The organism is Citrobacter sp. Cpo089, assembly GCF_030332695.1.
GTDB lineage: Bacteria > Pseudomonadota > Gammaproteobacteria > Enterobacterales > Enterobacteriaceae > Citrobacter > Citrobacter portucalensis.
Map to the genome: position 1 here is coordinate 171336 of NZ_JAOWHJ010000062.1, position 13637 is coordinate 184972.

General features: G+C 52.4%; 13 protein-coding genes, 3 tRNA genes and 1 other RNA gene. 8 read left to right on the forward strand and 9 right to left on the reverse strand.

What is annotated here, in order from left to right; translation table 11 throughout:
• Positions 1–2 precede the first annotated feature (2 nt).
• The 6 genes from OGX92_RS14255 to pnuC all read left to right on the forward strand — a co-directional run bounded on the left by OGX92_RS14255 (position 3) and on the right by pnuC (position 2634).
• Positions 3–78: transfer RNA gene (locus OGX92_RS14255), tRNA-Lys, on the forward strand.
• A 146-nt stretch (positions 79–224) separates the two neighbouring features.
• Positions 225–300: transfer RNA gene (locus OGX92_RS14260), tRNA-Lys, on the forward strand.
• Positions 301–332: 32 nt separating this feature from the next.
• Positions 333–408 (forward strand) — tRNA-Lys (locus OGX92_RS14265).
• 22 nt (positions 409–430) lie between these two features.
• Positions 431–563: non-coding RNA, RtT sRNA (locus tag OGX92_RS14270), on the forward strand.
• 281 nt (positions 564–844) lie between these two features.
• The gene (gene nadA / locus OGX92_RS14275; RefSeq protein WP_149281364.1) at positions 845–1888 is read left to right on the forward strand and encodes a quinolinate synthase NadA; all 1044 of its coding nucleotides are present in this window, start codon (positions 845–847) and stop codon (positions 1886–1888) included.
• A 26-nt stretch (positions 1889–1914) separates the two neighbouring features.
• Positions 1915–2634, forward strand: coding sequence for a nicotinamide riboside transporter PnuC (pnuC, locus tag OGX92_RS14280; protein WP_003831446.1), 720 nt, complete (start codon positions 1915–1917; stop codon positions 2632–2634).
• On the opposite strand, the gene zitB is transcribed toward pnuC, so the two are convergent.
• Complete coding sequence (gene zitB / locus OGX92_RS14285; protein ID WP_063940679.1) at positions 2631–3572, reverse strand: CDF family zinc transporter ZitB; 942 nt, start codon at positions 3570–3572, stop codon at positions 2631–2633. The two genes, pnuC and zitB, sit on opposite strands and share 4 nt — an antisense overlap.
• A gap of 113 nt (positions 3573–3685) precedes the next feature.
• The gene (locus OGX92_RS14290) at positions 3686–4060 is read right to left on the reverse strand and encodes a YbgS-like family protein (RefSeq protein ID WP_003831448.1); all 375 of its coding nucleotides are present in this window, start codon (positions 4058–4060) and stop codon (positions 3686–3688) included.
• Positions 4061–4377: 317 nt separating this feature from the next.
• On the opposite strand from OGX92_RS14290, the gene aroG reads away from it, so the two are divergent.
• Complete coding sequence (gene aroG / locus OGX92_RS14295) at positions 4378–5430, forward strand: 3-deoxy-7-phosphoheptulonate synthase AroG (protein ID WP_003831449.1); 1053 nt, start codon at positions 4378–4380, stop codon at positions 5428–5430.
• Positions 5431–5538: 108 nt separating this feature from the next.
• Here the strand turns inward: aroG and gpmA are convergent, their stop codons facing one another.
• The 7 genes from gpmA to modE form a co-directional block, all read right to left on the reverse strand.
• The gene (gene gpmA / locus OGX92_RS14300; protein WP_003022999.1) at positions 5539–6291 is read right to left on the reverse strand and encodes a 2,3-diphosphoglycerate-dependent phosphoglycerate mutase; all 753 of its coding nucleotides are present in this window, start codon (positions 6289–6291) and stop codon (positions 5539–5541) included.
• A 232-nt stretch (positions 6292–6523) separates the two neighbouring features.
• On the reverse strand, positions 6524–7564 hold the full coding sequence (gene galM, locus OGX92_RS14305; protein WP_063940677.1) for a galactose-1-epimerase: 1041 nt from the start codon (positions 7562–7564) through the stop codon (positions 6524–6526).
• Positions 7558–8706, reverse strand: a complete 1149-nt coding sequence (galK, locus tag OGX92_RS14310) for a galactokinase (RefSeq protein ID WP_003831453.1) — start codon at positions 8704–8706, stop codon at positions 7558–7560. Before galK ends, galM begins: the two co-directional genes overlap by 7 nt.
• A gap of 3 nt (positions 8707–8709) precedes the next feature.
• Positions 8710–9756: a galactose-1-phosphate uridylyltransferase gene (gene galT, locus OGX92_RS14315; RefSeq protein ID WP_003831455.1), complete on the reverse strand. Its 1047-nt coding sequence runs from the start codon at positions 9754–9756 to the stop codon at positions 8710–8712.
• Positions 9757–9765: 9 nt separating this feature from the next.
• Positions 9766–10782: a UDP-glucose 4-epimerase GalE gene (gene galE / locus OGX92_RS14320; protein ID WP_003831462.1), complete on the reverse strand. Its 1017-nt coding sequence runs from the start codon at positions 10780–10782 to the stop codon at positions 9766–9768.
• A gap of 217 nt (positions 10783–10999) precedes the next feature.
• Positions 11000–12472, reverse strand: a complete 1473-nt coding sequence (gene modF / locus OGX92_RS14325) for a molybdate ABC transporter ATP-binding protein ModF (protein ID WP_003831463.1) — start codon at positions 12470–12472, stop codon at positions 11000–11002.
• A 67-nt stretch (positions 12473–12539) separates the two neighbouring features.
• A complete protein-coding gene (gene modE / locus OGX92_RS14330; RefSeq protein ID WP_003831465.1) occupies positions 12540–13328 on the reverse strand; it encodes a molybdenum-dependent transcriptional regulator in 789 nt (262 codons plus the stop codon).
• A 129-nt stretch (positions 13329–13457) separates the two neighbouring features.
• On the opposite strand from modE, the gene OGX92_RS14335 reads away from it, so the two are divergent.
• Positions 13458–13607, forward strand: coding sequence for an AcrZ family multidrug efflux pump-associated protein (locus OGX92_RS14335; RefSeq protein WP_003023026.1), 150 nt, complete (start codon positions 13458–13460; stop codon positions 13605–13607).
• The last annotated feature ends 30 nt before the right edge of the window (positions 13608–13637 follow it).

Consider the following 13637-nt stretch of genomic DNA (forward strand, 5'->3'; position numbering starts at 1 on the left):
TCGGGGCGTTAGCTCAGTTGGTAGAGCAGTTGACTTTTAATCAATTGGTCGCAGGTTCGAATCCTGCACGCCCCACCAACTTTAACATCGTACTCAGATGTTAAACGTGAAGGATAACGTTGCTTTAGCAACGGCCCGTTAGGGCGAGACGAAGTCGAGTCATCCTGCACGCCCCACCAATTTATTGGTGGTACCGAGTAAAAATTTTCAGGTTATACCCGAGCGGGTCGTTAGCTCAGTTGGTAGAGCAGTTGACTTTTAATCAATTGGTCGCAGGTTCGAATCCTGCACGACCCACCATCCTGAAAGTATAAAGAAGTAAACCCCATAAGGGGGCGTTAGCTCAGTTGGTAGAGCAGTTGACTTTTAATCAATTGGTCGCAGGTTCGAATCCTGCACGCCCCACCAGTGTAAAAAGGCGCCCTAAAGGCGCCTTTTTGCTATGCGCAGAATTAACGATTCGAACCTGCAGCAGGTTCGGGTCTCACGTAGTGAGACAACGGAGCCGTTTACGGCGACGGCCCGGAGGGCGAGCAAAGCGAGTCATCCTGCACGCCCCACCAGTGTAAAAAGGCGCCCTAAAGGCGCCTTTTTGCTATCTGCGATTTATAAGATTCGAACCTGCTTGCCTGATGCGCTTCGCTTATCAGTCCTACAGACGACACTATTCACGTAGGCCGGATAAGACGTCAGTCGCCTTCCGGCATTCATCACACGCAATTATTGTGACTTTCTTACGCCAATCCGCTATCTTGTTTAGCATACAAAACAAATCTAACCGAATACGGCGTGCGTCACGCTTTTAATCGGTTATTTCGTTAAGCCAGTAAAACGAGAAAGCAAGATGAGCGTGATGTTTGATCCAGAAGCAGCAATTTATCCGTTTCCGCCGAAGCCAGCCCCGCTGAGTGTGGATGAAAAGCAATTTTATCGTGAAAAAATCAAGCGCCTGCTGAAAGAGCGTGATGCCGTTATGGTCGCGCACTATTACACCGATCCCGAAATTCAGCAGTTGGCCGAAGAGACCGGTGGTTGTATTTCTGATTCTCTGGAGATGGCGCGTTTCGGCTCAAAGCATTCTGCCTCTACGCTGTTGGTTGCAGGCGTGAGGTTTATGGGGGAAACCGCCAAAATCCTCAGCCCGGAAAAGACCATCCTGATGCCGACCCTACAGGCGGAATGCTCATTAGATCTGGGCTGTCCGATTGATGCGTTCAGCGCGTTTTGCGATGCGCATCCGGATCGTACCGTGGTGGTTTACGCCAATACCTCAGCCGCCGTTAAAGCACGTGCGGACTGGGTCGTCACATCCAGTATCGCGGTAGAACTTATTGAGCATCTTGATAGTTTAGGTGAAAAAATCATCTGGGCTCCGGACAGACATCTGGGCAACTACGTACAAAAACAGACCGGTGCAGACGTTCTTTGTTGGCAGGGGGCCTGTATCGTCCACGACGAATTTAAAACTCAGGCTTTAACACGCATGAAGGGGCTTTACCCTGATGCTGCGGTGTTGGTGCACCCGGAGTCCCCCCAGTCTATCGTTGATATGGCCGATGCGGTTGGCTCAACCAGCCAGTTAATCAACGCAGCTAAATCGTTACCGCATCAACAGCTGATTGTGGCTACTGACCGGGGCATTTTTTACAAAATGCAGCAGGCTGTTCCGGATAAAGAGTTACTCGAAGCGCCGACGGCTGGTGAGGGGGCAACCTGTCGCAGCTGTGCGCATTGTCCGTGGATGGCGATGAACGGCCTCAAGGCGATTGCTGAGGGCCTGGAACAAGGCGGAGCGGCTCATGAGATACATGTTGATGCTGGGCTGCGAGAAGGGGCGTTGTTGCCGTTAAACCGCATGTTGGAATTTGCGGCTACACTTCGAGCTTAATTAATATTTTTGCTCTGGGGGAAAAGATGGACTTTTTTAGCACGCAGAACATTCTGGTACATATTCCGATTGGCGCTGGCGGTTACGATCTGTCTTGGATCGAAGCTGTGGGGACGATCGCCGGGTTGCTGTGTATTGGCCTGGCGAGCCTTGAGAAAATCAGCAATTACTTCTTCGGCCTGATAAACGTCACGCTGTTTGCGATTATCTTCTTTCAGATCCAGCTCTATGCAAGCCTGTTGCTGCAAGTTTTCTTTTTTGCCGCCAACATCTACGGCTGGTATGCCTGGTCCAGGCAAACCAACCAGCATGAAGCGGAACTGAAAATTCGCTGGCTGCCGTTACCAAAAGCGATCGGCTGGCTGGCGGCTTGCGTGGTGGCGATCGGCCTGATGTCGGTCTATATCGATCCGGTCTTTGCGTTCCTGACCCGCATTGCGGTGAACATTATGCAGGCATTGGGATTACAGGTTGTTGTGCCTGAGTTGCAACCCGATGCATTCCCATTCTGGGACTCCTGCATGATGGTGTTGTCGATTGCGGCGATGATCCTGATGACGCGTAAGTACGTTGAAAACTGGCTGCTGTGGGTGATCATTAACGTAATCAGCGTAGTGATTTTCGCCCTGCAAGGCGTATATGCGATGTCGCTGGAGTATGTGATCCTGACTGTTATCGCCCTGAACGGTAGCAGGATGTGGATTAACAGCGCGCGTGAGCGGGGGTCCCACGCGCTGTCCCATTAATGGTGATGGTGTGAATGGCCGGATACCCCCTGATACAGGTGGCAGTCCGGCCCATTACACGGCTGATACTCCATCTGGATCGTGGCGTGTTCAATCTGGTAGTGATGGATAAGAAAGTGCTGAATACGCTCCAGCAGCGCGTCGTGATCGTGCGGCGGAACCACCTGCACATGCAGCGTCATTACCGGTTTTTCACCCACCATCCAGACATGGACATGGTGTACATTGCGGACTTCAGGGATATCCCGGCTGAGATGGCGCTGCAGTGCGGCGATATCCAGCGTCAGCGGGGCGCCTTCCAGTAATTCATTAACGCTATCCTTTAACAGTCGCCAGGCGCTACGCAGTACCAGCACGGAAACCAGAATCGAGAGAATCGGGTCCGCAGGCGTCCAGCCCGTCCAGATAATAATCAGCGCAGCGATGATCGCCCCGACCGAGCCGAGTAAATCGCCCATCACATGCAGTGCCGCGGCGCGGACGTTCAGGTTTTTCTCCTCACTGCCGCGGTGTAGAACCCAAAAAGCCAGCACGTTGGCCAGTAAACCCGCGACAGCTATAACCATCATCATGCCGCCAGCCACGGGGCGGGGCGTATGGAAACGCTCAATGGCTTCCCAGACGATTAAAATGGTGATCACGACCAATGCGATGGCATTAACAAACGCGGCCAGTGTCGTGAGCCTCAGCCAGCCGAAGGTGTGTCGTATTGTGGGCGGGCGCTGGGAAAACCGGACGGCCAGCAGCGCAAAAAGGAGCGCTGCGGCATCAGTGAGCATATGCCCGGCATCGGCCAACAAGGCCAGTGAACCTGAAAGTAATCCACCCACCACTTCAACCAACATAAATCCGGCTGTAATGCAGAATGCAAACATCAAGCGGCGGGCATTATTGTCCTTGGGTTGCTCAGAAGAAGTATGAGTATGCGAGTGCGCCATTATGCCATCCCTTTGTTATTCTCATCTTTACTGTATGCCATCATACCGTTTTTGGGATGATAAAATTAAAAAGGAGAGCTATTGCTCTCCCATTATTAGCTTTATTTTCAGCGTTACTGCGTAGTGCCATCAGTTTTTGTCTCAGCATCATTGTTAATGCTGTTTCCGGTCTCAACCTTCTTATTCACATCAGGGCAGCGACCGTCCTTACACATGGTGTTTTTGTGCATCTCGTCTTTGGTCATCCCTTCATGGTTCATTGATGAACCGTTCGGGTGCAGCATTGTGCCACCCGAATTCATATTACTGTTGTCGACATTATTTGGTGCCACGTTTTCGCGTGCGTCTGGGGCGACCTGACCGGCATCCGCCGAGGAATTTGCCTGGCCGTTATTGGACTGCGTATTGGTTTCAGCAGCCAGCGCCGCGCCGCTGGCGAGGCTGAGTGTAGCGGTAAGAAAGAGTGAAGCCAGCTTTGTCATATGCATAATATGCTCCTGTTATGGTCGATATGTCGGATAACGTCTTCCAACAGTGCATGTGCCAGATACATCATCAATATGTGGTTAATAGTTTTGCCAGAGAAATTAAACCCAGCATAGAATCTTGAAATTTATGAAAATTAAAGCTGTTACAGTTATAAATTGTAGGTTGGATCTCGTTTTTCGCTACTTTATTGCGTTTTTTTGGCTAATTCCAGGATTAATCCGTCCAAAGTGTAAAACCCCGTTTACACTTTATGACTGAAGATATAGATTGGAGGGATTGCATTCATTTATATAAGTATGGCAACGCTGGAATAATCATGAATTATCAGAACGACGATTTACGCATTAAAGAGATCAACGAGTTATTACCGCCAGTCGCATTGTTGGAAAAATTCCCCGCTACTGAAAATGCCGCAAACACGGTAGCTCATGCCCGTAAGGCAATTCATAAAATCCTGAAAGGGAGTGACGATCGCCTGCTGGTAGTGATTGGGCCTTGCTCTATTCATGATCCGGCAGCCGCCAAAGAGTATGCCGCTCGCCTGCTGGCACTGCGTGAAGAGTTAAAAGGCGAGCTTGAAATCGTTATGCGCGTCTATTTTGAAAAACCGCGAACTACTGTCGGCTGGAAAGGGCTTATCAACGATCCGCACATGGACAACAGCTTCCAGATCAACGATGGGCTGCGCATTGCGCGTAAACTGCTGCTGGATATCAATGACAGCGGATTGCCTGCTGCGGGTGAATTCCTCGATATGATTACGCCGCAATACCTCGCCGACCTGATGAGCTGGGGCGCGATTGGGGCACGTACCACAGAATCTCAAGTGCACCGCGAATTGGCGTCTGGTCTGTCCTGCCCGGTTGGCTTTAAAAACGGTACTGATGGCACGATAAAAGTAGCGATTGATGCGATTAACGCCGCGGGAGCGCCGCACTGCTTCCTGTCTGTGACCAAATGGGGCCATTCGGCGATCGTGAATACCAGTGGTAATGGCGATTGCCATATTATTCTGCGCGGCGGCAAAGAGCCGAACTACAGCGCTCAGCACGTTGCCGACGTGAAAGAAGGTCTGATCAAAGCAGGGCTTTCAGCGCAGGTGATGATCGACTTTAGCCATGCCAACTCCAGCAAGCAGTTCAAAAAGCAGATGGATGTTGCGAAAGATGTTTGCGGACAAGTTGCTGGGGGCGAAAAAGCAATTATTGGCGTGATGATCGAAAGCCATCTGGTAGAAGGTAATCAGAACCCGGATAGCGGTGAGCCGCTGACCTACGGTAAAAGTATCACTGACGCCTGCATTGGTTGGGAAGATACCGATGCGGTGTTGCGCCAGCTGGCGGATGCTGTAAAAGCGCGCCGCGGTTAAAAAATTCATCCGGGCTACGCTCGGTAGGCCGGATAAGGCAACGCCGTCATCCGGCAATAAAAAAGCGTGGAGCATTCCACGCTTTTTTCGTTTGATCCGGGATGAAAATTACTTCGCTTTACCCTGGTTCGCAACGGCTGCCGCTTTTGCTGCGATCTCGTCAGCATTACCCAGATAGTAGTGTTTGATTGGTTTGAAGTTTTCGTCGAACTCATATACCAGCGGTACGCCGGTCGGGATGTTCAGTTCAAGGATCTCATCTTCGCCCATGTTATCCAGATATTTAACCAGCGCACGCAGAGAGTTACCGTGAGCGGCGATAATTACGCGCTCACCGCTTTTCATGCGCGGCAGAATGGTTTCGTTCCAGTAGGGGATAACGCGATCGATGGTCAGCGCCAGGCTTTCGGTAACCGGTAACTCTTTGTCGGTCAACTTCGCATAACGCGGATCGTGACCCGGATAACGCTCGTCATCTTTGGTCAGTTCCGGTGGCGTTACCGCAAAGCCGCGACGCCATTGCTTAACCTGCTCGTCACCGTATTTTTCAGCGGTTTCAGCTTTGTTCAGACCCTGCAGCGCGCCGTAATGACGTTCGTTCAGTTTCCAGGATTTTTCAACCGGCAGCCAGGCCTGATCCAGTTCGTCCAGTACGTTCCACAGGGTGTGGATGGCACGTTTCAGCACAGAGGTATAAGCAAAATCGAAGCTGTAGCCTTCTTCTTTCAGCAGTTTACCTGCCGCTTTTGCTTCGCCCACGCCTTTCTCTGACAGATCAACGTCATACCAACCGGTAAAACGGTTTTCGTTGTTCCACTGACTTTCACCGTGACGTACCAGAACCAGCTTAGTTACAGCCATACACTCACTCCTATAAATCATATTGAATGATAATAATTCTCATTATATTGCCGTAAAGCGTCAGCGGCAATGCTTACGCATAACCATAGCGAAAATAGCGCCACAGTGTAAGGTTCTTGTGAATTCAAGGTTGCGATTTTGTCTTTGAGTGGTGGGGATTTGAGCGGTTCTACTGTGATAAACAAATAACAGGCCCGCTACGATACGTCATCGGGCCTGTGAGGGGAAAGGATCAGACTGGAATAAACTGATATTCCGTCACGCTGGCATATTCTTCGCCCGGACGCAGGAAGCAGTCCGGCTGCTGCCACTCAGGATGATTTGGGCTGTCCGGGAGAAACTCACTTTCCAGCGCCAGACCTTGCCAGTCTTCGTAGGCGTCTGGTCCGCGAGATGGTGTACCGCCGAGGAAGTTGCCGGAGTAAAACTGCAATGCCGGGGCGGAGGTGTATACCACCATCTGCAGTTTTTCATCCTGGGACCACAGTCGAGCGACCGGCGTACGCGCATTGCCCTGTGCCTGAAGCAGGAAGGCGTGATCGTAACCTTTTACCTTGCGCTGATCGTCATCGACAAGAAATTCACTGCTGATGATTTTAGGCGTGCGGAAATCGAAACTGCTACCAGCGACGGATTTCAGCCCGTCATGCGGGATGCCCATTTCATCAACCGGCAAGTACTCGTCTGCCATAATTTGCAGCTTATGCTGGCGCACATCTGTTTTGTCACCATCGAGGTTAAAATAAACGTGATTCGTCAGATTCACCGGACAGGGCTTATCGACCGTGGCGCGGTAGGTTATCGAAATACGATTATCGTCAGTCAGGCGATACTGCGCGGTGGCGCATAGATGGCCAGGGAAACCCTGGTCGCCATCGTCAGATGTTAAGGCGAACAGCACCTGACGGTCATTCTGATTGACTATCTGCCAGCGACGTTTGTCGAAACCGTCCGGCCCGCCGTGCAACTGGTTTTCACCCTGACTTGGTATTAATTCAACGGTTTCGCCGGCAAAGGTATAGCGGCTGTTGGCGATACGGTTAGCGTAGCGACCAATCGAAGCCCCCAGAAATGCAGCCTGCTCCGGGTATTGTTCCGGACTGGCGCACCCGAGCAATGCTTCGCGCACGCTGCCATCGCTAAGCGGAATACGTGCAGAGAGCAGTGTCGCGCCCCAGTCCATGAGCGTGACGACCATCCCTGCGTCATTGCGCAGGGTGAGCAGGCGAAACGGCTGACCGTCCGGAGCCTGCACCGGGATTTCGTTTAACATTGTCCTGCTCCTTGTGAAGGTTTGCAGACGTAGAATGTTTCTTTGATACCGGTTTTCGCTTCGTATTGTTCCGCGACGGCCTGCTGTACGGCAGGAACCAAATCTTGCGGGATCAGCGCCACGATGCAGCCGCCGAAGCCGCCACCGGTCATACGGACACCGCCTTTATCGCCAATTGTCGCTTTGACAATCTCTACCAGCGTATCAATTTGCGGCACGGTAATTTCAAAGTCATCGCGCATGGAGGCGTGAGATTCCTCCATCAATTGGCCCATACGCAGCAGGTCGCCTTTTTCCAGCGCCTGCGCGGCTTCAACGGTACGCGCATTTTCCGTGATCACGTGGCGAACGCGTTTGGCGACAATCGGATCCAGCTCGTGGGCGACGGCGTTAAACGCTTCAAGGCTGACATCACGCAGCGCTGGCTGTTGGAAGAAGCGCGCGCCGGTTTCACACTGTTCGCGACGGGTGTTGTATTCGCTACCGACCAATGTGCGTTTAAAGTTACTGTTGATGATCACCACCGCGACGCCCTCAGGCATGGAAACGGCTTTGGTGCCCAGCGTTCGGCAGTCGATCAGTAGCGCATGATCTTTCTTACCAAGTGCCGAGATCAACTGATCCATAATGCCGCAGTTACAGCCGACAAACTGGTTTTCAGCTTCCTGACCATTCAGGGCAATTTGCGCGCCGTCGAGCGGCAGATGATAGAGCTGCTGGAATACCGTACCAACAGCGACTTCCAGCGAGGCAGAAGAACTTAAGCCCGCACCCTGCGGGACATTACCGCTGATCACCAGATCAGCACCGCCAAAGGCGTTATTGCGCTTTTGCAGATGTTTCACTACGCCACGCACGTAGTTTGACCACTGCTGGCTGTCATGAGCGATAATCGGCGCATCAAGCGAGAACTCATCAACCTGATTGTCGTAATCAGCGGCGATCACACGGACTTTTCGATCGTCGCGTGCCGCACAGCTGATAACGGTTTGATAGTTGATAGCGCAGGGTAGAACGAAGCCGTCGTTATAATCGGTATGTTCACCGATCAGGTTCACACGACCCGGTGCCTGAATAGTATGGGTGGCAGGGTAGCCAAATGTTTCAGCAAACAGAGATTGTGTTTTTTCTTTCAGACTCATTATTTAAACTCCGGATTCGCGAAAATGGATGTCGCTGACCGCACGCAGTCGTTCAGCTGCTTGTTCGGCCGTCAGGTCGCGCTGGGTTTCTGCCAGCATTTCGTATCCGACCATAAATTTACGCACGGTCGCGGAACGCAGCAGCGGTGGATAAAAGTGTGCATGCAACTGCCAGTGATGGTTTACTTCACCGTTGAACGGTGCGCCGTGCCAGCCCATGGAATAGGGGAATGAGCACTGGAACAGGTTGTCATAACGACTGGTCAGTTTTTTCAACGCCAGCGCCAGGTCAGCACGCTGTTCGTCGGTCAAATCGGTAATACGCAGCACATGCGCTTTCGGCAGCAGCAGCGTTTCGAACGGCCACGCGGCCCAGTAAGGTACAACCGCCAGCCAGTGCTCGGTTTCAACGACCGTACGGCTGCCATCCGCCAGTTCTCGCTGGACGTAATCAACGAGCATCGGCGCGCCTTGTTCGGCGAAGTACGCTTTCTGCAGGCGATCTTCACGTTCGGCTTCGTTAGGCAAAAAGCTGTTGGCCCAAATTTGTCCGTGTGGGTGCGGGTTCGAGCACCCCATCGCTGCGCCTTTATTCTCAAATACCTGCACCCAAGGGTAGGTTTTCCCTAAGTCTTCGGTCTGTTCCTGCCACGTTTTTACGATTTCTGTCAGTGCAGGGACGCTGAGTTCCGGCAACGTTTTGCTGTGATCGGGTGAGAAGCAAATCACACGGCTGGTACCGCGTGCGCTCTGGCAGCGCATCAACGGATCGTGACTGTCCGGTGCGTCCGGGGTATCGGACATCAGCGCCGCAAAGTCATTGGTAAAGACATAGGTCCCGGTGTAATCCGGGTTTTTGTCGCCGGTAACTCGCGTATTGCCAGCGCACAGGAAGCAGTCCGGGTCATGTGCAGGCAGTACCTGCTTAGACGGAGTTTCCTGCGCCCCTTGCCACGGGCGTTTGGCGCGATGCGGTGAGACGAGGATCCACTGCCCGGTGAGCGGGTTAAAACGGCGATGTGGATGATCGACAGGATTGAATTGCGTCATGATTGGTCCTTAATCCGAATATCCCTGCGGGTGTCGTGACTGCCAGTGCCAGGTATCTTGTGCCATTTCATCCAGTGTGCGGGTCACGCGCCAGTTGAGCTCGCGATCGGCTTTGCTGGCATCAGCCCAGTAGGCAGGAAGATCGCCATCACGGCGCGGCGCGAAATGGTAATTAACCGGTTTACCACAGGCTTTGCTGAAGGCGTTGACCACGTCCAGCACGCTGCTGCCGATGCCTGCACCGAGGTTGTAAATATGTACGCCCTGTTTGCCCGCCAGTTTTTCCATGGCGGCAACGTGGCCGTCGGCGAGATCCATCACGTGGATATAGTCGCGTACACCGGTGCCATCTTCAGTAGGGTAGTCATTGCCAAATATGGCAAGAGACTCGCGGCGGCCAACGGCTACCTGCGCGATGTAAGGCATCAGGTTGTTTGGAATACCTTGCGGATCTTCCCCCATATCTCCCGATGGATGAGCACCAACCGGGTTAAAGTAGCGCAGCAGGGCAATACTCCAGTCGGGCTGCGCTTTTTGCAGATCGGTCAGGATCTGTTCCACCATCAGCTTGCTTTTGCCGTACGGACTCTGCGGCGTGCCGGTGGGGAAGCTTTCAACGTAAGGAATTTGCGGCTGATCGCCATAGACGGTCGCGGAGGAGCTGAAAATGAAGTTTTTCACGTTAGCAGCGCGCATTGCATTCACCAGACGCAGAGTGCCGTTGACGTTGTTGTCATAGTACTCCAGCGGCTTGGCAACGGATTCTCCAACGGCTTTTAAACCGGCAAAATGGATGACCGTATCAATGGCATGATCGTGCAGAATTTCGGTTATCAGCGCTTCGTTACGGATGTCTCCTTCCACGAAGGTCGGATGCTTGCCGCCTAAACGCTCAATGACGGGCAGTACGCTGCGCTTGCTGTTGCAGAGATTGTCCAGGATCACCACTTCGTGACCGTTTTTCAGCAACTGCACGCAAGTGTGGCTTCCAATGTAACCGCTACCACCTGTAACCAATACTCTCATAATTCGCTCCGTTAAGCCTATGGTATGCAATAACCATAGCATAACAAAGATGCGAAAAGTGTGACACGGAATAAATTAGTGGAATCGTTTACACTCCGGTGTTTTCACTCGATGCTGCCAGTTACTTTATTATAAATCATTATGTTAGGTTGTTATTTCAGCACTTGTCTGAAAAAAAAGCAGAAAAAAGGGCGTGATAAACGCCCTGACATGAAAATTAACGCAGAGAGGTTTGTCGATAGGCGTAGATATCACCCTCGGGTACAAACTCTAGCCGATGGGTAATGCAGCCCGGGGCATCTTCGGCGTGATGAGAGACAAACAAAAGCTGAGTTTCACCTTCACCGATCAGGACATCCACAAACCGACGGATCAGTTGACGGTTGAGCGGATCTAATCCTTGCAACGGTTCATCAAGGATCAGCAACGTAGGATGTTTCACCAGTGCACGAACAATCAATGCCAGCCGCTGCTGCCCCCAGGAAAGACTATGAAATGGCGCATCCGCGGTACGTTTATCGATGCCCAGAATATCCAGCCACTGTTGTACCAGCTTGTGCTGCCTGTCGGAGACGGCCTGATAAATGCCGATTGAATCGAAATAACCGGAGAGAATAACGTTGCGAACTGTTGTACTTACCCGGTAATCCAGATGCAGGCTGCTGCTGACATAGCCAATGTGTTTTTTGATATCCCAGATAGTTTCACCGCTGCCCCGGCGGCGGCCAAACAGGGTCAGGTCGTTGCTATATCCCTGGGGATGATCGCCGGTGATTAAACTGAGCAGGGTTGATTTCCCCGCACCGTTGGGACCGATGATTTGCCAGTGTTCCCCCGGATTTACCCGCCAACTCAGATGATGCAGGATAGGGCGATCGTTATACGAGACGGTGCCGTCGTTAAGCACAATGCGCGGCTCGTTATCTGACAACGTGTGGCGCACCGAAGGCTCATCCGGTTCGGGTAACTGGATGCCTTCCAGCCGTTCGCTATGGGCAAGCTGAGCGATTAATGCCTGTTGCAGAAGGTCTGTTTTTGCGCCGGTTTCCGTCAGCGTGCAATCGGCAAGCACGCCGGCAAACTGCACGAACTCGGGAATTTCATCAAAGCGGTTTAGCACCAGCACCAGCGTTAAACCGGCCTGGTGCAACTCAGCGAGCAAATCTGCTAACTGGCGGCGGGACGCGACGTCCAGCCCGTCAAAGGGTTCATCAAGGATCAGCAAATCTGGCGTGGACATTAATGCCTGGCAGAGCAGAGTTTTGCGGGTTTCACCGGTGGAAAGGTATTTGAAACGCCTGTTGAGCAGGGCAGAAATGCCAAACTGCTGCGCCAGCGTAGCGCAGCGGGCGGGGTCGTGAACCTCATCCTGAATGATTTCTGCGGTGGTGCGCCCGGTGTCGTCTTCACCGGGACTAAGAAGATCGGTGTTGTTTCGCTGCCACTCGTCGCTGACCAGCTTTTGGAGCTGCTCAAAGGAGAGTCGGGTAATACGTGTGAACTGGCAGCGGCGTTCGCCTTTCAGGAGCGGCAACTCGCCCGCCAGCGCGCGGGCCAGCGCAGATTTCCCACTGCCGTTAGAGCCAACAAACGCCCAGCTATCACCCGCGTTTAACGTCAACGCATCTAACTGGAGCGTTTTTGTGTCGCTAAGACGAAACGTGCCTTGCGAAATTTGCAATGATGACATTTTGTATCCCATTATTTGCAGCGATGAATAACAGGGATACGTGTTCTTCAGGCTGATGTCAATTAACTCAGCACAGTGTGGCGATAATCACTCTGTCCGCATTAAAATATGCTGTGACGTTAGCGCCTTCCGTTAATGTGTGGGTCTGCTCTATCGGCAACGTCGCGCACAGCGTCTGGCCGTCTGGCAAGGTCATCAACACTTCACACTGCTCAGCTCCGCGTTCGATATGGCTAATTGTACCCTGCAACTGGTTATCGGCGGCCTGGGCAATGGCGTCGTCCTGAGTGATTCCCACCCACGGCGCTTTCAACAGAATCAGGACTTCTTTGCCTTCTTCAAGCCCGAGACGCTCGCCGCTTTGCGCAGTGATTGCCACTTTCAGGCGCGTTTCGCCATCCGCCAGCAGGACGTCGACATGCTGTTGAACCTGATCGTGGTCGCGGGCGGTAATGGTGCCAAACCACTGGTTACGGGCGCTGGTTTGCAGCGAAAAGCGAGAGATCGCCGCCAGCAGGCTATTGAGTGGCAGGGCATCGTCATCGCTCAAAACATCGAAGGCTTTCTGTTGGATTTGCGCTAATAAATCATACAGCTGGATTAAGCGTTGGCCATAGCGCGTTAACACCGCGCCGCCGCCGCCTTTGCCGCCAGTGGCGCGCTCAACCAGCGTTTGCTCACTGAGCTGGTTCATTTCGTTAATCGCATCCCAGGCGCTTTTATAACTGATACCTGCATCCTTTGCGCCCTGACTGATGGAGCCGGAAAGCGCAATGTGTTTAAGCAGAGAAATGCGACGGGGATCGGCAAACAGTTTTTGCTGAAGTTTCAGCGTAAGAAGGATTTCGGCCTGCATCACAAGCTCCTGGCAAAAGGGGTATTGTGACGGAAAACCGCGCGCGCGCAAAGCCAACCGCACAAAAGGGGAGTGCTTTTCTGCGTTATGTGGTTAGAATACAACTAAGGACTATATCTGGAGTTGACCATGTTAGAGTTATTGAAAAGTCTGGTATTCGCCGTAATCATGGTACCTGTGGTAATGGCCATCATTCTGGGTCTGATTTACGGACTGGGTGAAGTGTTCAACATTTTCTCCGGTATCGGTCAGAAAGACCAGTCCAGACAGAATCATTGATTCCCCAAACGCCCGCTCAGTCGGGCGTTT